The sequence below is a fragment of the Niastella sp. OAS944 genome (assembly GCA_024809215.1).
In the GTDB taxonomy this organism is placed as follows: domain Bacteria; phylum Bacteroidota; class Bacteroidia; order Chitinophagales; family Chitinophagaceae; genus Niastella.
In genome coordinates this window covers 543,900-567,331 of the sequence record JANUBW010000004.1, presented here as the reverse complement: position 1 = coordinate 567,331, position 23,432 = coordinate 543,900, and the positions used below count along the sequence as shown (strand labels likewise).

Here is a 23,432-nt window from a genome sequence, read left to right as displayed (position 1 = left end):
TTACAGGTCTGCCTGTAACCTGTTACTGAGCTCCTGTTCCAGCGCATCTGGCAGGGTAGAAGCGTCCTGGTCTATGGCCGTCAATCTTTTGATCTCCGAATCCCAGGTGAATACATGTTCTTCACTGCCATTTACACTAACGTAAAAACGTTGCTCGCCATTGAAGGTAAAAGGTTCCACTATAACTTCGTATGGAGCATCATCAACCAATAGCGCATACGTTTTTCTATTAGCGGGTTTGTGTTGAGGTTTATCGTTGTTGGGGAACGCTTCACGGGCCTGGTGACTGGCGCCTCGTCCCGATGTTCCTTGTTTGTTGTTATCTCCACGTCCAGACATAGAATTGAATTTTATAAAAAAAACACATTAATTATGCCAGGCCAGTGTATCGTGGCGTTCAGCAATACGTGGAATCTATTTGCCAATCCGTTAAAAATGAGGGGAAAAGATCGCCCCGGACCGGTAATTGTAGAAAAAAACAGGCGTTTTTAGTCAATTATTTCTTTCAACTGTTTTAATTATACATTGATTGTGTTTTATCTAAGGCCCCGATGTTACGCATCGGGGTTCTTAGTTTAGAATGACTGCCAGTTAGTTTGAAATGAGAATATTTAGTTTGAAATGACTATCAATTTAGCATGAAATGAGAGCCAGTTAGTTTGAAATGAGAGTAAGTTAGTTTGAAATAAGAGAAAGTTAGTTTGAAATGAGAATAGTTAGTTTAAAATGAGAATAGTTAGTTTAAAACGGTGACTAGTTTGTTTGAAATGACCAATAGTTAGTTTATTTTTTGAAAACCTAAACTAAAAATCGAAAAACTAAGCTTCGAAACGGCATTTTGAGATCTGTTATTCAAAAAAATAAACTCAATTTGGAAAAATTATATTTATGTAGGTCAACAGAAAGCTCTAAACATAAAAAGAACACTAAGTTGCTGCCAATGAAACTTATAAAGTTTAAAAGGTAACTATAAGTGCAGGTTTTAACTTATAACCGAAAAAAGTAAGCTATAAAGTTGAATCCCATTGCTAATTTTACTACATCTGCATTAGTTCCTCATTTTTCAGTTTATACCGACCTGATCCAGTTCAACGCTTCATCTGAATTAATAAAATACCGCTCATTTGCTTTACTAAATCTCTTTTCGTAATCATTCCTCCTGACATAGGGCTGTCACTGCTGCTGCTTATTTTTGTTATATGGAAAAGAAGGAAATAGAAACATTTTATGCATCAAGCCGCCGGCACTGGCGGCAATGGTTACAAAAGAACCATGTTAAAAAGCAATGCATTTGGCTCATCATGTATAAAAAGGATACCGGCGTGCCAACGCTTAGTTGGGTGCAGGCTGTGGAAGAAGCGCTTTGTTTTGGTTGGATCGACAGCACAAGGCGACCCTTGGACGATGAAAAATTTATACAGTATTACTGCAAAAGAAAACCCAAAAGCAATTGGTCAAAAATAAATAAGGACAAAGTAAAACTGTTGATAGAACAGGGGCTCATGACTGAAGCCGGTTTGAAAAGCATTCAAATTGCAAAAAAGAATGGTTCCTGGACAGCCTTAAATGATGTGGAAGCCCAGAAGATCCCTGCCGACCTTGATGCTAAATTCAAATCTGTACCCGGCTCAAAAGCCCGTTTTATGAGCTTAAGCAAGTCTGTTAGAAAGGCAATGTTGTTTCGTCTTATGCATGCTAAACGTCCTGAAACGCGGATGAAACGTCTTGATGAAATAATGGTGGCTGTGGGTTAGGTGCTTTGGTCTACTATCTTTACCAATGTCCATTTACCGCTTTGCCGATCGAATATATAGTCAACGTAAATGCCGGTGTCTTCCATCTTTACATTAATTATGTATTGTTCTTTTTCGCTGCTTGTTTTAAAAATGTATTTTTTATCCTGCTTCAGTTGTTTAATATTGAAAAATGCCCATTCGGAGGCGTCTGTAGTTGATGTGACTTCTTTTTCTGAATCAATATCGTACACCTGCGAAGTGAGCGGGAATTTAATGCGTGACTTTTGAAACACGGAGTCTGATGAGAATTTCTCAAAAAAGCTATCAAAAGATTCAGCCTGGGCATGGTTTGTTTGGGCTGTAGGTTGCTCCGGTTTTTTGCTTTCTTCAGAACAACCGGTGATAAGAAAAGCTGCTAATAGTATGGTTGGTGTTTTCATAATGGTTCTTTATTCTTTGACCCTGAATCCCGGCCAAATGGGCGAAATACTTGTGATCACTTCTTTCCAGTAAGGGATAACTGCATCAGCTGTCCGGATGGTTTCAAGCGCATCCAGTTCGGGAATACCTTCTTTCATAAAACCACCAAAACAACCATCCTCTTCGTCCCATACTAATACTTCAAGATCTAATTCCCTGGCGAAGTTTCGCATTAGAAAATGGCGCAAGCTCCAGGCGATAATTACGATATCTGAACCCCAAACAGATAGCACCGGTTTAAGTCCGGAGTGACCATTGCCCATAAGAAATCTATGTGCAAAAAGCGGAATTAACCTGGGGGCTTTGTTATACCATTCTGTAAATACGCGAATTTTTTCTTCAGTTGAATCAGGACATGGCCCCCATATTTTTAACCATCTTTTGTTTAAGCCAAAGATATCCTGTAAGATGGTGTCGTATGGCCAGCTAAGCCTGCTTTCGATCCATTGGGTATCCTCAAACCAGTTGTAAAAATAGGAAGGGTGGCCCATTTGCTTCACTTCGTTATCGTCTTCTTGATCTTTCCATCCATCATAAGTGGGATTTTTTCTATTTATAGTATGCAACACTTTTAAAAATGCTCTATGCTCTTCGCCAAATTGTATTCTGTATTTCTTTTCAAGATCATCGATCTCCCCATCGTTAAGTGGTAACCATTTGGCGCCATGAAAGTAACTGTCAATGGGGGCGTTACTCCAGGCCAGTTCAGTAGTTGTTTTTACCCAGGTAAGAAAATCGGTTATGTTTTCGGGAAATGAAATGTGGGTATTCATCGCAATGTGCAATATAGTGTTTTGTTGTGATGTTACATTTCTGGTATAAATTTGCTTAAAACAGGTATTCTTCCATGCTCCCCATTATTTCCCGCAGGCACAAAATAAGGTTCTATTGCACCATTATCTTTCTACCCCTTTTCTTTTTGACCATAAGCGCATTAATGATCTTTGCTAAAAAAACGGGGCGATCGGGCAACTCCGGAATTGTATTTGGGGTTATTATAACAGGTATCGTTATATACTTAACCTACAGGTATTTTAAGAATGTTCCGGTAATAAAGATCAATGACCGGCAAATCTCCTTTAATAAATCAGTTTTCTTTCTTCGGTGTTAGCCTTTATCATTTATAACTTTTCCTGGCAAATGCATTATCTTAAATTGTCAGATAGCTTTCTGGTAGTGAAGAATCGTAATTTCTTTTGGAAAAAAGATGCATACCGGCTTACAGACATTAGAGAAGTTGTTTTTGAGACCCGGTATAAAATGCCCATTTGTTTACGGGTAATTACCAATGAATACAACGATAAGTTATATCCTGCCGATACGCTTAAAACAAAAACCTGGCTTTCCTTAAAGACGCAACTGAAAAATAAACACATAAAGGTCAGGAATGAATGTCTTTAATAACGACCGCTTGCAGTTTCTTTAATAAATTGTTACCTTTTTCGTAGCTTACGAATTAGATATTCCTGTTCCTTTATTTTAGGATTTTTATTCAAGTGACCACATCAACAGAAACATATCACGAGCAAACGGTATTAGTTAAGTTACAACAAGGCGATAGCGATGCATTCCTGGCCTTGTATAACCATTACCATTCAGCACTTTATCATTATATACTTCGTTTTGTAAAATCACCTGCCATTGCTGAGGATGTTTTGCAGGATGTATTCCTTAAAATATGGGAAATTAAGGACCGCATCAACCCCGAACTTTCTTTCAAAGCTTATCTCTATCGTATTTGTCGCAATAGTGTTTTTAAGTTATTAAAAAAGATGGCCGTTGACGAAAATTTGCGGGTTGAAGTTATGCAGCAACTTACGCAATCGGTTGCGGACGCTGATCTGAAATTGTTATGGCAGCAATATGAATCTATTTTGCAAACTGCCATCAATAATTTATCGCCCCAACGTCAAAAAGTGTTCAGGTTATGCCGTGAAGAAGGAAAGACCTATGACCAGGTTGCCAATGAATTGGGGATCTCCCGCAACACCGTAAAAGAACATATGGTATTGGCCATGAAACTCATAAAGGAACATTTTGAACAGTATGGCGATGCTTCAACCAGCTATTTGTTTATGATAACTTTTGCTTCAGAAATATTTTTTTAAAGACCACCCACCCTCCATGGTCATTTTGGGATATTATATATAAGCTAACAACTGCTTATGCCCGAAATGAATGATCATTACAACCAGCTTTTAACTGCATATCTCAATAATACCTGCACCCCACAACAAGTGGAAGAGTTGATGCAATGGCTTCAGCAAGATGCCTCAAACCGGGTTATGCTTCAATCACTACAAGCTGAATTTAATAAAGCAATGGAAGCGAGCGTCGAAGCGCCCGCAGAAACCAGCAACCGGTTGCGGGCAAATCTATTGCTGTCTATTCAGCCGCCTGTTAACAGGATCTATAAACGAATATATTTCAGAATAGCGGAGGCAGCTGCCGTCCTATTATTAATGGGGGCAGGCTGGTTTTTTCTTTATAAAAGAGGCGCAGAAAAAAATGTGGCAAGGCAAACCGAGCCATCTGCACAAACAAGCACAACAAATTCAACAGGTGCATATATAACCCTGGCCAGTGGCGAACGAATTGAACTGGGTAAAACCGGTAATGACGCCATCATAAATGACAGCTCAAATATTATAAAACTGGGCGATGGTCAAATAGCATATGATTCTAGCTTAGCTAATAACACTGAAATTACTTATCACACCCTTACAGTGCCGCGCGGCGTCAGAATGGTGCGGGTAATGCTGGCAGATGGTACCATGGTATGGCTTAATACGGCTTCTTCATTAAAATATCCAACCGCATTTTCCGGCAATGAAAGAAAGGTTGAACTTACCGGTGAAGCCTACTTTGAAGTTACACACGATGCTGCCCGCTCGTTTTTGGTAAGTACAAAAAATATTACGGTAAATGTATTGGGTACAGGATTTAATGTAAGCGCATATGACGATGATGAGCATAGTAATGTGGTATTGGTAAAGGGAAGTGTGGCTTTAACCGCTAACGGAAATACGGGTGTGCTTACAAAACAACTAACACCCGGCAACATGGCCAGCTTTAGCGCTGGTACAGATAATATTGCCGTTTCTGCTGTTAAAACAGATGAATTTGTTTCGTGGAAAGACGGCTATCTGATATTCAGACAAGCGCCCCTTGAAAAGATCGTAAAACGTATTTCAAGATATTACGACGCCTATATTGATACCAAAAACCTGGCCCATAGCGATGAAACCTTTTCCGGCAGGCTCGATCTTCAAAATAGTATCGACGATGTTATGAACCTTATCTGCCTCGGTACCCCCTATATTTATTCACCAATAGACCGAAAACTGATTTTAAAAAAATAAAGAAATAATTATTCATTAACTAACCGCTATTGTATGAATTTGACTTGCTGTATATGTCCCCCGCCGGGACGTAAGGGCCTGCTATTTTTAAAGATCAAGCTTACCGCATTTCTATTGTTCATTTGTATGCTGAGCGTATCGGCCAAATCGTGGTCGCAGAATACCCGGGTAAATCTCGATCTGCGCAATGCTACCTTACCCGAACTGTTTGAAGAAATTCAAAAACAAACCGATTATCTTATTTTTTACCGCGACAAGCTGTTGAAAAAGGAAATAAAAAAGGTAATACGGTTTAATGTAAAGAACACACCTGTGGCCGATGTACTTAAACAGGCGTTGAGCGAAACCGGTTTAACCTGGTCCATCAATGGCCGGCAGATAGTTATTACGCCAAAAGAAGAAGTAGTTCATACAGGTAACCGGCGCGATTCAACACTGTCTATCCGGGGGCGGGTATACGATACCCATGAGCCGCCTGTTGCCATGCCGGGTGTTACGGTTACCATTAAAGGTTCTGCTGTAAGCACCACCACCGATGCAGATGGTTATTTTAATATTAAGGTGAACCGGTACGATGTGCTTGTATTTACAAGGGTGAATTTTAAAGCCGTTGAATTTACTGTTTCGAAAGGTGAAAATGCCCTTACCATTTCTATGAAGGAAGATGTAGGCGCCCTTGAACAGGTAGTAGTAGTGGGGCTTTCTGAGCAGAAAAAGAAACACATTGCCAGTTCAGTAGCACAGCTCGATGTTTCTTCGAATATTGCCGGAAAACCAATTACAACCTTATCGCAAAGTTTACAGGGTGGTGTAACCGGTTTACAGGTTACCCAAAGCTCGGGATTGCCGGGCGGTGATGCTGCTGCCATAAAGATCAGGGGCATCAGCACACTGGGCGTTTCCGATCCGCTTGTTCTGGTAGATGGTATTCCCATGGATATGAACCATATTGATCCCGTAACCGTACAAAGTGTTACGGTGTTAAAAGATGCTGCTGCTGCATCTATTTATGGCGCCAGAGCCGCTAATGGCGTAATTGTAGTTACTACAAAAAGAGGAACACCGGGTAAAATATCTGTTACATATGATGGCTATGTTGGCGTGCAATCGCCAACCAATTTACCCAAAGCTGTAGAGGCGCCGGAGTATATGCGTATGTATAACGAGGCGCAGGTGAACGCCGGTAAACAACCTACCTATGCCGATAGTACTATTACAAACACTATAGCAGGTATTGACCCGGTAAAATATCCCAATACCAATTGGATCGATGAAGTAATAGATCAACGGGCGCCTATTACCAGCCATTCGCTTTCGGTAAGTGGCGGTAATAATATCGCCCGTTTTGCATTGACCGGTAATTACATTTATCAGAAGGGCATGTTGCCAATAAACAATATGGGCCGGTTTAATATCAGGGCCAATACTTCCATTACACTTAGCAAGAATTTCGTTATTAACCTCGATATGCTGGCCATTAAACGAAATACCCTTACCCCCAACCGAACATCATCTGCCGATGGGTTTGGTAACCGGTTGCTGGAAGATATTTACCGTGTGCCGCCAACCGTATTGCCCAAATATCCCATGGTAGATGGCAAACCCCTCATTTATGGGCGTTATGTAGATATTGTTAATCCCGTTGCGTACGCCGAAAAAGGCGGACAAAAAAAATATGAGAGTGGCCAAACAAGTATCAATCTGCAACCCAAATGGCGGGTAATGCCAGGACTGAACCTGCGCGGCCAGTTTAGCTTCAGGTTGAACAGTGATATTAACCGCGATACCCGTAATACCTATAACTTCTTTGATTATTACACCGGCCAGTTACTGCAAACCTGGGCCATGCAAAGAACGGTATCGTCTAAAAGAACTACTTATTATTATCTGGGCGCCACTGCCGATTATACACTCGATATGGGTGATCATTCAATATTTGCTATGGCCGGCTATTCACAGGAAGAAACCAATTCAGGCGACTGGGATGTGTCGTCGCTGATCTCGGGCTACGCAAAATTGAATTATTCTTATGCAAACAAATACCTGATAGAAGGGACCGTACGTACCGATGGATCTTCAAGGTTTAGCGATAATAATAAGTTCGGTTTCTTTCCTTCGGTTGCCGTTGGCTGGAATGTACACAATGAGAATTTCCTGAAAGATGTTTCTTTCATCAACAATCTGAAACTTAGAGGTTCTTACGGATACCTGGGTAATGAAAATATAGGCTTATATAAATACCAAACGCTGGTAAATACGTCAAATGGCCTGGAGACTACCTATGGTAACCCCAACATCACCTGGGAAACCGTTCATATGTTCGATGCAGGTGCTGATATTGGTTTGTTTAATGGCAAGCTTGACATTACTATTGATTATTACGATAAAATAACCAACGATATTATTCTCAATCCGGCCCTGCCGCTTGTTGGCGGTTTTGAAGACACCGTACCGGTAAATGCAGGCCGGGTAAAGAACAAAGGTTGGGAACTGTCGGTGAATTACAATGCAAAAATAGCAAAAGACCTCAGCATCTCTGTTCGTCCCGGCTTTTCATACAATACCAATACAATATTAAACCTGCAGGCTGGTCCGTATATCAATAAAGCGGGCACTATCATAAACCAGGTGGGTAGCAGTATTGGCAGTATATATGGTTATACGACCGACGGCCTGTTGCAACAAAGTGATTTTGATAACACCGGTAAGGCATTGGTGCCAACTTTAACCGGTGCCGCGCCCGGTGATATAAAGTATGTAGACATGAGCGGGAACGGCCGCATCGATGACGCCGATCAGGGATTGATAGGTAATCCCGTACCGCAATTAAATTACTTTTCCAATTTCAGGGTATCATATAAAAAGCTCGACCTTGAGTTCTTGTTACAGGGTACTGGCAAAAGTGATGCAGTACTGCTAGATATGTTTGCATTGCCGTTAGACCTTAGTAAAGATGGTGGAGTGCCTACAAAATATTATGCGGCGCATTACTGGACGCCCGATCGTACAGACGCCCGGTTTCCCCGCCTGTCAACAACACCGGCAAATAATAAGTTATCGTCAGACTTTTGGTTTCAAAATGGCGCTTACCTGCGGATGAAATATATTCAGCTTGGGTATAATTTCAATTCGGCATTACTAAAACGCGCAGGTGTAAGTTCCATGCGTATGTACTTCAATGCCCAAAACCCGTTCACGTTTACAGATCATAAATTAACGGATCCTGAAAGCCGCGGTAACCAATGGACATATGGTATTATGAAAACATACACGGTAGGTTGTAACATTCAATTTTAATTCGCCACAACATGAAATACATTACACTAATAATATCGTTTGCTGCCGGATCGTTCATCTTTTCCGGTTGTAAAAAATTTCTTCAACACGATCATCCCACAAGTATAACCGATGCTGAATGGTGGAACACTTCTGCCGATGCCACCAATGCGCTTAATTCTGTTTATGCGGGTATTCCCGATGGCTCATCGGGCCGGCAGTTGATGTTCTTATCGGCATTGAGTGATGAAGCCGTGGCCCGCCAGAGCACAAGAGGTGATTATGAATCTTATGTAAAAGGAATTCATAACACTACCTGGAATGTAGGTGCAGGCATTTGGCAGGATGATTTTAAAGACATTCGCCGCGCCTGCCGCTTTCTGGAAAACGTTGATCGCTGTGTTATGGATGATACGCTGAAAGCCCGCTATAAATATGAAGCAAAAGCATTGCGGGCTTATTACCATATGGAACTGCTGATGTTCTTTGGCGGTATTCCAATTGTAACCGCATCGGTAACACCTGCAGAAAGTTATCTCCAAAGAAGCAAAGAAGAAGAGGTATATAATTTCGTAGTAAGTGAATTGACCGACTGTGCCAATAATCTTCCGGCCGTATATGTGAATGCAGATCTTAAAAGAATAACAGCCGGCGCCTGCTGGTCGTTGATCAGCCGGCTGGCTTTGTTTTATAAGAAATATGAAATAGCCAGGGATGCTGCCAAAAAGGTGATCGACCTGAATGTATATGAATTATATAAGACCGCTTCTAACCCAAAGAACAGTTATGCCGATCTGTTCCTGTACACCGGTGAACTGAATAAAGAAAGAATTTTCTTTAGAGAAAACACCAGCGGCGGCGGCCAGTGGAATACGTTTGCGCCGGCGGGTGTGGGTGGAAAAACCGTTGTGTCGCCAACCGCGGCAGTGGTGAATAATTATGAGACCAAACAAGGCAAAGCGATTTGGGAACTTGGTGCCGATTCCATAGCTATTTATCAAAGAGATCCCAATTACAAAAACAACCGCGATCCGCGTTTGACCGCTTCCGTTCTATTGCCCGGGCAAACCTATTCATCGTATGTATTGAAGCCATTTGATATGGCAGAATCCAATGCCGACAAAATTGGCGCTCAAAATGCAACGGCTACCGGTTTTTGGGTGAATAAATACCTCGATCCCAAAGATCGCACCGGAACACGCACGCTCGATTATATGATCATCAGGTATGCCGAAGTAATGCTAAATTATGTTGAAGCGCTGATAGAGCTGGACCAATGGAGCCATCCCGATGTAGTTAAATATTTAAACGACATACGCGCCCGCGCCACCATGCCGGCTGTAAATGTTACTGTTTATAATTCGCAGGCAAAACTGAGGGAACTGGTGCGCCGTGAACGTCAGTCGGAACTCGCTTTTGAAGGCGGCCGCTTTTATGATATTCGTCGCTGGGGAATATTAGGCGACCTAATGAACGGTCAGGTATATGGCGCCATTAACCCTGCCACCAATGAACCGGTTAAAGTGGAAGTTCGCTCATGCAATGTAGCACGCGATTATCGCTGGCCTATTCCGCAAGGCGAAATTCTTGCCAACCCCACCATGGAGCAGAATGATCTGTATTAAAAGTAAATTCAATCAATAATAAAGGCCTGTTGTTAACAGGCTTTTATTGTTTATCCCCCGTTCAGATTACCCGGTTTAGCAAACCAGAAAATTTCCGACATTTGCGCACTTTAACGCACTATGAAGGTTTGCATTGCAGAAAAGCCCAGCGTAGCCCGCGACATTGCGGCAGTTATTGGCGCCAAAGAACGTAAGGAAGGATACCTGGAAGGCAATGGCTACCAGGTTACCTGGACCTTCGGGCATTTCTGTACCCTCAAAGAACCGCACGACTATACCGAACAGTGGAAATACTGGCGGCTGGAAGACCTTCCCATGATACCGCCCAGCTACGGTATCAAACTTATCAATAACGACGGCGTTCAAAAGCAATTCAAGGTTATAGAGCAACTGGTGACCCAGTGTGAGGAAGTGATAAACTGTGGTGACGCCGGCCAGGAAGGGGAACTTATTCAGCGCTGGGTGCTGTTAAAAGCCCAATGCAAGGCCCCTGTAAAGCGATTATGGATCTCTTCCCTTACCGAACAGGCCATTAGGGAAGGGTTTCAAAAGCTAAAAGATTCAAGCCAATACGACAATTTATACGCAGCCGGCAGCGCCCGGGCCATTGGCGACTGGTTGCTGGGAATGAACGCCACCCGGTTGTTCACCAAAAAATTTGCCCAGGGTAAAGCGGTGCTTTCCATAGGCCGCGTACAAACGCCTACACTGGCCATGATCGTTGCCCGCCAAAAAGAGATCGATGCGTTTAAAACAGAAGAGTATTGGGAGTTAAAAACTATTTATCGCGAAACGGAATTCACCGCCGCCATTGACCGTATAAAAGTGCTTGACCGTGCCGAAAAAGGACTGGCCTATTTAAAGGAACATCCTTTTGAGATCACTTCATTTGAGAAAAAAGAAGGTAAAGAAGGTAACCCGCGCCTGTACGACCTTACCGCTTTACAGGTGGATGCAAATAAGAGATATGCCTACTCAGCCGACGATACGCTGAAATATATTCAAAGCCTGTACGAAAAGAAACTGGTTACCTATCCGCGCGTAGATACCACTTATCTGCCCGACGATATGTACCCTAAGGTGGAAGGCATTTTGAAAGACATGACGCCGTATGCTGCATTGATAGCGCCGGTGCTTGCCAATCCCATTCCGAAATTAAAAACGGTTTTCGACGATAAAAAGGTTACCGATCACCACGCCATTATTCCTACCGGCGTATACCCATCGGGGCTGGGGCACGAAGAAAAGCGTATTTACGACCTGGTGGCAAGGCGTTTTATTGCGGTGTTCTATCCCGAATGTAAGATCTCTAATACAACCGTGTTGGGCAAGGTGGGGCAGGTGCCTTTTAAAGTAACCGGCAAACAAATTCTTGAACCGGGCTGGAAGGAAGTATATGCCAACGACGTAAAAGAAAAAAAAGACAAAGACGACAAAGAAAAAGAAGAGGAAGAAGAAAAAATATTGCCGGTATTTGTGGTAGGGGAGAGCGGTCCGCACACGCCCCGCATACATAAGGGTAAAACTTCACCACCCAAAGCATATACCGAGGCTACCTTGTTACGCGCTATGGAAACGGCAGGTAAACAGGTAGAAGATGAAGAAATGCGCGAGTTATTGAAAGATAACGGCATTGGTCGCCCGTCAACACGTGCTAATATTATTGAGACCCTGTTCCGGCGCAAATACATTGAAAAGCGCAAGAAGAATATTTTTGCCACCCAAACAGGTATCGATCTCATAGATACTATTCAAACCGAATTACTGAAAAGCCCGGAGCTTACCGGTATTTGGGAACGCAAATTGCGACTTATTGAAAAAGGTGAATACGCTATTGAGACCTTTAAACAGGAGTTGAAACAAATGGTGATCGACCTTACCATTGAGGTTAAAACAGCTACTTATAAAATGATCACCGTAGCCGAAGATCAGCCGGCGAAGAAAGATAAAGAAAAGGAAAAAGATAAAGAAGATAAACCCAAAAAGGAACCCAAACCCAAAGAGCCGAAAAAGGCAATTGTGATAGAAGAATTGCAATGCCCCAAATGCAAATCACATCAGTTAAAGAAAGGCAATACGGCTTATGGCTGCGCCAACTTCAAAGTTTGCGGTTTTAAAGTACCGTTTGAAGCTTTTGGTAAAAAGCTGAGCGACAAGCAGATTGCCGACCTGCTTACCAAGGGAAAAACAGGTAAAATAAAGGGTTGGAAGCTTACAGGTGCTGATAATGAGACGGAAGGGAAACTTATGCTGAATGCCGCTTTTGAGCTGGAAGTGGAATAATGTACGGTAACAATTCACGGCTTATTTTGTTCATCCGCTTATAAAACAGGTCTTAACATATGCTTGGGTGAAAATAAATTTTGATTGCGTATTTTTGCAGTATGAAAAGTTGGAAAAGCGTAACTGAGCAAGAGCACTTCTATACCCTTTTAGAAAATTCTGCCGAAAAACCCCAGATCATCTTCAAGGATAGCCGCACCTGCGGTATCAGCGCACACGCAAAACACCGTCTTGAATTGGGTTTTGACCTGATAGCTGAAAAAGCCGATTTTCATTACCTCGATCTACTTACTTACCGGCCTGTTTCGAACCTGGTTGCCCAGGAGCTAAAGGTTACACACCAAAGCCCACAGATCATTTTGTTGAAAAACAAACAGGTGGTATATACTTCTTCGCATCATGCCATTGACCCGGCAGTGATCGCTAAGCATTTGTCGTAATAAATAAAAGCACTAATACTTAAGGCCCACACTTCATCATTAAAAGATGAAGTATGGGCCTTTTCTGTTTGTTGCGTGTTTATGCATGCAGCTATAATTATCAAGCTGTCTTCAGTCATCCACTTCAAATACCATACACATAGTTCCCGTTAGTTTAGTCTACAATATTTGTGGGTTTAATGTTGTGTTCTTATATTTGTGGCCTTTGCAACATCTGATAATTCCTGTACTACCTGTACATGCTGCCCATTGGGTTGCTGTATGGGGTCTCAACACTTAACACTTGCTAGTGAACAATGAATGGTCTGCATGGCGGGCTGTAAGGCCTTGCTTTGCCAATTGTCATCATACATAATGATGGCAAAAAGGGATGTTATTTTCTATTATCAACCAATACATGTATGTTAAAGACTTATGGCTTGCTCATGCTGCTGCTGCTATGCAGTATAGGGCTAACTGCACAAACAAGGCAAATACGCGGAGTGGTGCTGTCCGCAGAAAGTAAACAGCCGCTTGAAGGCGCTACCGTTGCCGTAAATAGATCGGAGCGGCCAACTGTTACCAATAACCAGGGACGTTTTGAATTGGAATTGCCCGGCGATAAGGCGCGGTTAACCATTTCATATGTAGGCAGAGAAACTACAGAACTGGAAGTAAAAGCCGGTGAAACAGAAATAACCATTTTGTTGAAGCCTGCTAATAATACACTGGATGAAGTGGTGGCGGTTGCCTATACTACCGTAAAGCGAAGTGGTTACCCCGGTGCTGTAACCACCATTTCGGCCGATAAGGTGAACAACCGGCTTACGCCCAATATCACCAATGCACTGCAGGGGCTTGCTCCAGGTATTCAATCCACTTCAGCCAACGGGCAGCCGGGAAACAGTTCTACCATTCGTATTCGTGGGGTAGGGAGCATCAATGCTTCCAGCGCGCCATTATATGTGGTAGACGGCGCGCCGTATGAGGGTGATATCAGTGCGCTCGATCCGGCAGATATTGCTACTATCAGTATACTGAAAGATGCTACGTCCGCCAACCTGTATGGCTCACGCGCTGCTAATGGCGTTATCATTATTACTACTAAACAAGGCAAAAAGAATGGTGAAGGAACTGTAAATGCTACCATTAACCAGGGGTGGAGCAGCCGTGCCGTAAAAGATTACGACAAGCTGGGCACCGATCAGTACTTTGAATTGTATTGGGAAGCCTTGCGTAATAAAGCACTTAGCAATGGACAAACCGCTGCACAGGCAGCTGCTACTGCAAGTAAAACGCTGGTATCGAACCTGAGCATAAACCCATACGGCCCTTCGTATGCCGAGCCGGTTGGGGCAGATGGTAAGATCGTTGCCGGCGCCCACCCACTATGGAATGATGATTGGGAAGAAGCCATGCAACAGAATGCCAAATACACCCAGGCGCAATTGAGCTTTGCAGGTGGAAGCGATAAAAGTACGTATTATGTAGGTGCAGGTTATACGAACAACCAGGGCGCTTTTCTTGCATCTGGTTTCAAACGTTATAATTTTAGAAGTAACCTGACCTTGCAGGCCAAGCCCTGGTTAAAAGTAGGGCTCAATCTCAGTGGGGCCAGTTCTTCACAAGATTATCCCACGTCGAGCGATTCAAAACAATCGAACGTGGTATTGTTTGGCAGAACCATTCCCAGCTTCTATCCAATATTTCAACGCAATGCCGATGGCACTTATAAACTCGATGCCAATGGTGAAAGGCAATATGACTATGGTACTTACAGGCCCAATGGCGCTTTGCCGCGTTATAACCTTATGGGATCCCTGCCGCTTAATAAATCGAGAAATACCAATGAGAATTTATCGACGCGCACTTTCCTCGAAGCGGCCATCACCAAAGCATTGAAAGTTAAAACAAGCTTCAACCTCGATTACATCAATAAAACTTCATTGTACTATACAAACCCGCTGGTAGGTGAAGATGCTGCTATTGGCGGCGCGGTAAGTAAAAGCAGTACGCGCTTTCTTGCCTATACCTGGAACAACATTATTACCTATGATATAGATATACAATCGCATCATATTAACCTGTTGGCGGGGCATGAGTATTATTTGTTGAACTCGAGCGACCTGAGTGGCAGCAGGCAAAAGTTTGCATTGCCCGATCTGTATGAACCCGTGGCTGCATCACAGTTGAATGATTTTACCGGTACTGCCGATGAATATACCAAGCTGAGCTTTTTTGGTCAGGGACAATACAACTATCTTGGAAAGTACTTCTTTACTGCCTCTGTTCGTCGCGACGGTTCTTCGCGTTTTTCGCCCGATAGCCGTTGGGGTACATTCTGGAGCACCGGTGCAAGCTGGCGTATTTCAGAAGAAGAGTTTTTGAAATCTGCGAACTGGTTGAGCGCATTGACCTTAAAAGCAAGTTATGGTGCTTCGGGAAATGATAACCTGTCGGGTTATTATAATTACCTGGCCCTTTATAGTATAAGGAACAATCTTGGTAGTGGTGGGGTTATTACCTCGCGCCTGCCAACACCCAAATTGAAATGGGAAACCAATCTTAACTTCAATGCAGGCGTTGATTTCGGTTTGTTGAAGAACCGCATTTATGGTGCCATTAACTATTACAGAAGAACAAGTAAAGATCTGTTGTATTCGCGGCCACTGGCAGGTTCAACCGGTTTTACTTCTGTTAGCGCCAATATTGGCAAACTGCAAAATACCGGTGTGGAACTGGAGTTGAATGTAGTGCCGGTAAGTAACCGCGACTGGCGTTGGGTGGTGGGAATTAATGTAGCGCACAATAAAAATGAGATCACCTCGCTGCCACAAAAAGAGATCATCAGTGGTTCTAAAAAGCTGATGGTAGGTACATCTGTATACGATTTCTGGCTGCGCGAATGGGCCGGGGTTGATGAGAAAACCGGAAACCCATTGTGGTATGTTACTACAGCCGATGGTAAAAAAGAAACCACTACTACTTATGCTCAGGGCTCACAATACTATGCCGGTACGGCATTGCCCGATGTAACCGGTGGTATAACCAGCTCGCTCAGTTATAAAGATATAGAGTTGTCGTTTGTATTTGCGTATAGCCTTGGTGGTAAAGTGCTCGACGCCGATTATATTTCTTTGCTTAGCGGCCCCTTGGCGCCCGGTCGTAACTGGTCGCCTGAGTTGCTTAGCCGTTGGACGCCCGACAATACAAAGACCAATGTACCACGTTTTACAACAGACGATCTTAGCTGGACCTCTACGTCAACCCGGTTCCTGTACGATGCCAGCTATGCCCGTCTGAAACAGATATCGTTAGGGTATAATATTCCAACCACCTTATTGTCGAGAATTGGTTTGAAGAATGCCAAAGTATACGGACTGGCCGAAAACCTGTTAACCTTCTATGGCCACCAGGGTATGGACCCCGAGCAGTCGATAGATGGTACCACCTATTATCAATATCCGCAAATGAAAACTATTTCCGTAGGCTTGCAGGTAGGCCTGTAATGTTCAACTTAAACTATCAATGTTATGAAAGTATTTAAATCATATCTATATATAGCAGGGCTGGCGCTTGGTTTAACGGCCTGCAACAAACAACTGGAAACCTCTCCGTCCAATGCCGTGTCGGAAGAGATCGTACTAAAGAACCTTACCAATTTAACCGCTTTGTCGGAGGGAACATGGGCAAGTATGATGGATGATTTTTACGGCGGCGTTTTTGGCAATCCTGGTTTTAAAGTAATAGCACTGGTAAGCGAAGTTATGGGTAACGATGTGGCCCTTATTACCACCAAATACAGTTATGCACCCAATTACCGGTTCACACAAATGGTTGATAAAACTCAAAGCCGCAACAGCGCTATTTGGAACCAGTTGTATAAGATCATCAATAACAGCAATATCATTCTGGCGAATGTTGACAAGGTAGCTGGTGATGAAGCTGCAAAGAAAGTATTGAAAGGACAAACGCTTGCATTACGGGCGCATACCTATCTTACCATTGCATCGTTCTATCAGTTCTCTTACCTGAAAGATCCATTGGCTAAAACGGCGCCGATCTATACAACGCCTACCGCCGATACCACCCGGGGTAATCCCAAAGCGTCATTAAAAGACATCTACACACTTATTGTTGCCGATCTGCAGGAAGCTAAAGGGTTGTTGAATGGCTATCAGCGTACCGCAAAATACAAGATAAATACCGATGTAGTGAATGGGTTGCTTGCGCGGGCTTATTTAAATACAGGGCAATGGGCGCTTGCTGCAGAAGCTGCGGATGCTGCATTAAAGAATTACCAGTTTATGCCACAGGCCGATTATAGCAAGGGTTTTAATGACGTAAACAATGCAGAATGGATCTGGGGCCATCCCGAAACGCCCAGCCAAAGCGACGGCAGCTACAGTTTTCACTTTCTTGATGTATCGTCTTCTTCCTCTTACTATTACAGCTTTATGGCCGATCCGTTCTTTGGCGATCTGTTTGAGGCAGGCGATATTCGTAAAACGCTTTTCAGCTGGGATGGCAATGCTGGTCGCGAAGGCAACCTGCAGTATAAAAAGTTCAAGTTCAGGGCCGACCAAACCGGCGACCTGGTGTTAATGCGGAGCGCCGAAGCCTGGCTTATAAAGGCGGAAGGGTATGCACGCGATAACAAGATCAACGAAGGGGCAGCAGCGCTTAATGCCTTACGCAATGCCAGGGGCGCCAGCACATTCAATGCCGCAGGGGCCACCCAGCAACAGCTTATAGACGCTATACTTGTTGAGCGTCGTAAAGAGCTGTGGGGCGAAGGTTTTGCGCTGGCTGATATTATTCGTAACCAGTTGCCAGTTGTACGGAAACCGTATGTAGATGCCGGCGGCAACGATATTCAGGTTACTATTACCACCCCGGCCGGGGTTACCAAGCAGGTGCCGGCCCGTTATCATACGGCATTGAAGTTTGCCGATGGCAGCCCATTTGTGGCAAACAGCCCCAATTATATTTTCGCTATTCCGCAGGCAGAGGAACAGAACAACCCAAACCTGTTTAACTAATAGCCAAGGCGTGTAAAAAGGGCGTTCCGGTTAGCCGGGGCGCCCTAACTATTTATACTTAGGGCTGTTTAACACTTATTGCCGAAAACAACACGAAAAATGGCAAAATGACACGCTTATTGGTTTGTATGGCGTTGTATGTTTATTTTTTATAGTTTCGCAATGGTCAATCTTAAAAACCCTATGCTCAGCACTTTAAAAGTATCAGCCTTTTCATTGGTTGCGGTCCTGATTCTCAATACTTCCTGTAAAAAGGATAAAGACGCCGGCAGTAGCGGCCGCCAGAGATTAAAAAGCTATACCGAGGAAATTACCGCGGTAGGAACGGGTCATACCGTAGAAACATTTAATGTAAGCTACGATGGCCAGAACCGTATTACCAGTATTGTTTCCGCCACAAAACCCGGCCACAGGTTCGAGTATACTTACATTAATAATAATAAGTTTACATATGAACAGGTCGAGGACAATAAGCTGATGCTTCATCGTGATTATTTTATCAATGCCGAAATTGGCAAGGTCGATAGCACTTTCCAGTATAACATTCAAAAAGACACGATCGCCTTTAAATACTTTTACGATAAGGATAATAAGATCATAAGACAGAAAGAGTATTTGATCACCCACTATTTGCCGCCCGTATGGTATAATACCATCGATTATGTGTATGATATAAAAGGAACGCTTACAAAGAAAACCGAAACCTCACCGGCAGAATATACCTATGTTTATGATGCTGAGTATAAGAATACTACGATCACGCAGCCAGATTATATACCTTCTCAGGAGTTGTTGCCTACTCACATGTACAGCGTTCGGTTTGGCATAACAACTACTACCGAGTATACCTATATCTACGACAAGGGAAGGCTTAGTGTTGAGAAAGCCGTGGAATATGATGGAAGCCGTCAAAAAGTAACAGTGAGGACCTATACTTACCAATAAAAATTCCGCTATTTTTAAGGCTGGAGACCAATGATGATATTAGCCAGAACCCTTGCCAGGCAAGGGTTTTGCTTTTTAGCAAGGGCTTTGGCATCATAAAATAGCCCAAAACATGGTTATGATAGCGGATTGCGCTGATGTACTTTTACATCATCAACAACGGTAGCACGGTAAGAAGAGAAAGAAAGCGAAGAAAGCTACCAGAAGCAAACGCTTCACACAAAAGAGATTTTACCTTTTTTTTCATATGGCAAGCAATCGTTAGAGGTCGGCTGTTTCTACAGAGGACCTTTTTTCTTTTATGCCCCCTGCCAATCACGCCCCCTAACCTCCGCCAGCTGGCGGAGAACCCCACGCTGCACGCAGTCCCAGCAAGCAAATAATAGCGAGTCCCGAATAGAAGAACTATGAACTAAGAACTAAGAACTGAGAACTAAGAACTTAGTGCCTTTTATTAAACAATAAAGCGCCAATAAAAAGTCCCGCTACACCCGCAGCAATCAGTCCTGCCTTTGTACCCTTCGAAACCGGTTTTCGCCAGCCGCCTTCAACGCTGGTACCATAGTGAACGGTATGCAGAATGTTTCCGCTGGTGTGTTCTGTAGCATCGGCCTGTTTCAGATATTTGCGAATGACCGAAGAGGTGATTGTACGGGTTACTGCAGGAAACAATTGAAAGGCCAGCTTCAATAGGGTACTTGTAGCGCCAATGGTGGTCCTTGAACAGGGATCATTGATCACCTGCACTACCGCTTTGGCTACCTTATAAGGATCATACACAGGCGGCGCAGGTTTCAGGTATTTGCCTGTATAATTGGCAGCATGCTGCATACCCGGTGTATCTAAAAAGCCGGGATACAGATCGCAGATATGAATGTTAGGATATTCGCTTAATTCTCCTTTTAATGATTCTGAAAACCCACGGATGCCAAACTTACTGGCCGTATACGCCGCGCCGTAAGGGGTAGGGAACCAGCCGCCCACTGAAATATTATTGATGAGTATACCGTGTTTCTGTTGCTTAAAATAGGGCAGCACCGCATGCGCACTATGCATATAACCCAACAAATTGGTTTTTATTACATCTTCATTTACTTCGGCCGGCACCTCCTCCAATGGGCCTGCTGCCAGCACGCCGGCATTGTTGATCCAAACATCAATGCCTCCCCCAAATTCATTAGCCTTTTTTGCCAGCTGTTGTATACTTTCTACCGAACGCATATCGGTAGGTACTGCAATGGCTATTGCCCCCAGTCCGTTACATTCAGCCACCACCTCGTTGAGGGCTTTTTCTCTGCGGGCGGCCAGCACCAGTTTGGCGCCATGTTGGGCCAGCACAAGCGCCATTGCCTTGCCAACACCGCTGCTGGCGCCGGTGATCACTATGGTTTGGGTATTCATAGCTTTTTATTAAATAGCTACAATAAACAGGCCAGCCAATTTTAAATGGTGTTTGAATTATTACCTGTATATTTGTCTATTATGTAGGTGGACTATTATTCTGATCCATCTGCCGACCTCAGTTTTCTTCTACTGGAATAATAATGTTTGATTGATGCTGCTATTTTACCGGTATTAAGAACCGGTAAGGTTTTCATTTATAAGCACACTAATTATTTAATAATAAATTGAACCAAATGAAATGCCATTCATTAATGTGGTTAGTGACCATTCTATTTATATCATACCAGGCCAACGCCAACGACCGCAAAGAAGTGGTCAATATCAAAGGTGAAGTTGTTGGTATCAGCAACTCAAAAAAGATCTATCTGCAACGGTATTACAACAAAATGTTTTTTGTTATCGATTCCTCTACAGTATTGAACGGTAGATTTTCTTTCTCAGCAAAACTTGAATTGCCCGAGCTGTATGGTATTACTCACGATACCACACAACTGTCAACATTGTTTGTATTTGTAGAAAGTAAGAACGATCTGCTTATTAAATATGATACGGCAAAAGGTGGCAGAAGTTCCGAAATTACCGGCTCCGCTGCCAATGAGCGGTATAAGCAGTATCTGCAAAATGCAAGGAATGTAAATATAGAAGCCTTTATAAAGGAACAACCGGCGTCTATAGTATCTGCGTTTGTATTGTACCGGTATTTTTCGCCCAGCCTCACGGCAGAGGAAATAGTAAAATATACGGCGCTGCTCGATCCTTCGCTAGCGCAAACGCAATATGTAAAGTTGTTAAAGGAATTACCTGCAGTATTGCGCAGTACGGCCATTGGGGTAAAAGCGCCCGACTTTACATTGCCTTCGCCCGATGGAAAACTGCTTAGGTTCTCTGATCATTTTGGTAAATACCTGTTGCTCGATTTCTGGGCTTCGTGGTGCGGCCCCTGCCGAAAAGAAAATCCCAATATTGTAAGGGTGTTCAATAAATATAAAGACAAAGGCTTTTCTGTTTTTGCCGTATCGCTCGATAGTAAAAAAGAGCCCTGGGTACAGGCCATTCAAAAAGATGGGTTAAACTGGCCACAGGTATCAGACCTTTTGTTTTGGGATAGCGGTCCGGCCAAATTGTATGGTATAAGAGGTATTCCGGGTAATGTGTTGCTCGATCCTTCGGGTACGATCATTGCGCGTAATGTGCGGGGCGAAGAGTTGGAGAAGAAACTGGCAGAACTGTTGCCGTAAGAATAATAGAGTAAAATGCCGGCAGGAGCAACGGGTTGTTCCTGCCGGCATTTTTATTAAACCGGCGCAAGGTATTGTGAATACACATAGCCTTCGGCGCCTTTATCGGTTTTTATTAATGACCATTGATCGTTTGTTTTGTTTATCACGGTCACTATTTCATGATGCGCCGCTTTGCCAACAATGGGCTGATCGGTTCCCGGGCCTTTCCTGATATTCAGGTTCGATGATTCGGTTACAACTTTGGCTTTTGCCCCCGCTGCAACATTTGCATTTACATCGAGCACCAGGTCGCCCGCTCTAAAGTCGGGATCGATCTTGTTGTATATATTCCACAAATTGTCTTTGGTTTGCGCATCGGGCGCATCGCCGGAAATGTGTAATACATTGTTTTGTTCGCTCACCTGCAGGTTCTGTATGCCTGCATTTTTGGCGGTATCAATAAGCTCTTTGTATTTATCCTGTAGTGCCATATGAACCTCCTTTATTTAATGCTCAGGTTGTTGTTCACTTTTGTAGGGTTCAGCGCTTGTACGCGTTGCATTAATTTAGGTAAGTCATTTCTTTTAACCGATCCTGTAAGTGTTACTTCGCCATTGTTTGCGGTAGCAGTAACATTAGGATAGTCTTTTATTGCATCCTTTAACTGATCGTCTGTAATGGTTGTTGCCGGTGCAGTTGTTGTTGGCGCAGATTCAACAGTTGAGGTTGAGGTGTCACCGGTTACATCTCTGCCTGTATTGGTTGAGGAGTTGGCATCGATGCTTTTATCCTCCTCTTTTTTGTCTTTGCATGAAAACGTGAACAGGGCTGCCGACATAAGCAATGTTAGTGCAGTTGCCTTCATTGAACGTGGTGTCATAAATTGGAATTTTGTAAGAAAATGTTTTTATGATCTAGAAACGATTGCCAAATATTCTTCCTAATAAGCCGCCTGTATTTCTAAAACCTCTTCCGCCGCTCAACATGCCAATAATTGATCCCAAACCGGCGCCGCCCATAAGGCCTCCCAGGTTCCCAAACATACCGGTGCCGGTACGTCCTCTTCTGCGCATGGCGCCCGATAGAATGCTGCCGAGTACGAGTGGTCCGCCTATGGCTAAAAGCCCTTTCATGAGGCTGCCTGAATTAATACCTGCGTTCTTTAATTTATCATTCAAACCAAGCGACGATAAAAACGAAGGTTTGGCTTTTTCTTCGGGCGCAACATTCTGTACGGCTGCTTTATCGGTAAATTCGTTAAGCAGGGAAAATTGATTCTGGTTCACTCCCAGGTATTGTGAAATTTCTTCTACCCGTTTTTGTTCTTCGGCTGCGTAATTATTATCGGCTTTTGCAAAAGCGATAATATCTGTAACCAATGAGTATTTAAGATCGCTGCTTTTTAATATATCGAGGCATTTGGTCAGTTCTTCGCCGGTTAACTCGTTTGCGGCGCGGAGCACTGCTTCTTTCTGTGTTTCGGAAATATCGGCAGCATCACATAAGGCAGCTATGTATTGAAGCTCTTCTTCCGAAGCCTGCCGGTCGGCCGTAGCTATTGATGCTACGGCTCCCAGGTATGCACCTTTTTCCTGGTCGCTATAACCTTCTAACACATGAGCGTTCTCCATAAGAAAACT

The 23,432-nt window shown here is 43.4% G+C and carries 19 protein-coding genes; 12 read left to right on the top strand and 7 right to left on the bottom strand.

All coding sequences use genetic code 11. The annotated features are described in order from the left end of the window. On the bottom strand, positions 1-339 hold the full coding sequence (locus GGD38_RS20540) for a hypothetical protein (protein WP_375302274.1): 339 nt from the start codon (positions 337-339) through the stop codon (positions 1-3). A gap of 860 nt (positions 340-1,199) precedes the next feature. On the opposite strand from GGD38_RS20540, the gene GGD38_RS20535 reads away from it, so the two are divergent. Continuing rightward, complete coding sequence (locus GGD38_RS20535; RefSeq protein ID WP_375302273.1) at positions 1,200-1,754, top strand: YdeI family protein; 555 nt, start codon at positions 1,200-1,202, stop codon at positions 1,752-1,754. On the opposite strand, the gene GGD38_RS20530 is transcribed toward GGD38_RS20535, so the two are convergent. After that, complete coding sequence (locus GGD38_RS20530) at positions 1,751-2,176, bottom strand: DUF4348 domain-containing protein (protein ID WP_375302272.1); 426 nt, start codon at positions 2,174-2,176, stop codon at positions 1,751-1,753. The genes GGD38_RS20535 and GGD38_RS20530 overlap by 4 nt on opposite strands. Positions 2,177-2,185: 9 nt before the next feature. After that, on the bottom strand, positions 2,186-2,989 hold the full coding sequence (locus tag GGD38_RS20525; RefSeq protein WP_375302271.1) for a hypothetical protein: 804 nt from the start codon (positions 2,987-2,989) through the stop codon (positions 2,186-2,188). A gap of 367 nt (positions 2,990-3,356) precedes the next feature. Between GGD38_RS20525 and GGD38_RS20520 the strand changes: the two genes are divergently transcribed. From GGD38_RS20520 to GGD38_RS20475, 10 genes are all read left to right on the top strand, one after another. Further along, positions 3,357-3,617, top strand: coding sequence for a hypothetical protein (locus GGD38_RS20520; protein WP_375302270.1), 261 nt, complete (start codon positions 3,357-3,359; stop codon positions 3,615-3,617). A 95-nt stretch (positions 3,618-3,712) separates the two neighbouring features. Beyond that, complete coding sequence (locus tag GGD38_RS20515) at positions 3,713-4,324, top strand: RNA polymerase sigma factor (protein WP_375302269.1); 612 nt, start codon at positions 3,713-3,715, stop codon at positions 4,322-4,324. Positions 4,325-4,381: 57 nt separating this feature from the next. Further along, positions 4,382-5,578: a FecR domain-containing protein gene (locus tag GGD38_RS20510; RefSeq protein ID WP_375302268.1), complete on the top strand. Its 1,197-nt coding sequence runs from the start codon at positions 4,382-4,384 to the stop codon at positions 5,576-5,578. 33 nt (positions 5,579-5,611) lie between these two features. Further along, positions 5,612-8,875: a TonB-dependent receptor gene (locus GGD38_RS20505; RefSeq protein WP_375302267.1), complete on the top strand. Its 3,264-nt coding sequence runs from the start codon at positions 5,612-5,614 to the stop codon at positions 8,873-8,875. 11 nt (positions 8,876-8,886) lie between these two features. Beyond that, a complete protein-coding gene (locus tag GGD38_RS20500) occupies positions 8,887-10,479 on the top strand; it encodes a RagB/SusD family nutrient uptake outer membrane protein (RefSeq protein ID WP_375302266.1) in 1,593 nt (530 codons plus the stop codon). A 120-nt stretch (positions 10,480-10,599) separates the two neighbouring features. After that, positions 10,600-12,762, top strand: coding sequence for a DNA topoisomerase 3 (locus GGD38_RS20495; protein WP_375302265.1), 2,163 nt, complete (start codon positions 10,600-10,602; stop codon positions 12,760-12,762). 101 nt (positions 12,763-12,863) lie between these two features. After that, the gene (gene ytxJ, locus GGD38_RS20490; RefSeq protein ID WP_375302264.1) at positions 12,864-13,202 is read left to right on the top strand and encodes a bacillithiol system redox-active protein YtxJ; all 339 of its coding nucleotides are present in this window, start codon (positions 12,864-12,866) and stop codon (positions 13,200-13,202) included. A gap of 401 nt (positions 13,203-13,603) precedes the next feature. Further along, positions 13,604-16,690, top strand: a complete 3,087-nt coding sequence (locus GGD38_RS20485; RefSeq protein WP_375302263.1) for a SusC/RagA family TonB-linked outer membrane protein — start codon at positions 13,604-13,606, stop codon at positions 16,688-16,690. 24 nt (positions 16,691-16,714) lie between these two features. Next, positions 16,715-18,223, top strand: a complete 1,509-nt coding sequence (locus GGD38_RS20480) for a RagB/SusD family nutrient uptake outer membrane protein (protein WP_375302262.1) — start codon at positions 16,715-16,717, stop codon at positions 18,221-18,223. Positions 18,224-18,406: 183 nt separating this feature from the next. Next, positions 18,407-19,168 (top strand): hypothetical protein, encoded by a 762-nt coding sequence (locus tag GGD38_RS20475; RefSeq protein ID WP_375302261.1) that lies wholly within the window; start codon positions 18,407-18,409, stop codon positions 19,166-19,168. 441 nt (positions 19,169-19,609) lie between these two features. Here GGD38_RS20475 and GGD38_RS20470 read toward each other — a convergent pair whose 3' ends face one another. Further along, on the bottom strand, positions 19,610-20,569 hold the full coding sequence (locus GGD38_RS20470; protein ID WP_375302260.1) for an SDR family oxidoreductase: 960 nt from the start codon (positions 20,567-20,569) through the stop codon (positions 19,610-19,612). Positions 20,570-20,805: 236 nt separating this feature from the next. Here GGD38_RS20470 and GGD38_RS20465 point away from each other — a divergent pair, with 236 nt between their 5' ends. Further along, entirely contained in the window at positions 20,806-21,810 is a 1,005-nt protein-coding gene (locus GGD38_RS20465; RefSeq protein ID WP_375302259.1) for a redoxin domain-containing protein, read from the top strand. Between the two features lie 56 nt (positions 21,811-21,866). Here the strand turns inward: GGD38_RS20465 and GGD38_RS20460 are convergent, their stop codons facing one another. The 3 genes from GGD38_RS20460 to GGD38_RS20450 are packed head-to-tail and all read right to left on the bottom strand — an operon-like array spanning position 21,867 to position 23,423. Beyond that, entirely contained in the window at positions 21,867-22,283 is a 417-nt protein-coding gene (locus tag GGD38_RS20460; protein ID WP_375302258.1) for an SH3 domain-containing protein, read from the bottom strand. Between the two features lie 11 nt (positions 22,284-22,294). Further along, positions 22,295-22,672 (bottom strand): hypothetical protein, encoded by a 378-nt coding sequence (locus GGD38_RS20455; protein ID WP_375302257.1) that lies wholly within the window; start codon positions 22,670-22,672, stop codon positions 22,295-22,297. Positions 22,673-22,706: 34 nt separating this feature from the next. After that, positions 22,707-23,423: a TerB family tellurite resistance protein gene (locus GGD38_RS20450; RefSeq protein WP_375302256.1), complete on the bottom strand. Its 717-nt coding sequence runs from the start codon at positions 23,421-23,423 to the stop codon at positions 22,707-22,709. Between the last annotated feature and the right edge of the window lie 9 nt (positions 23,424-23,432).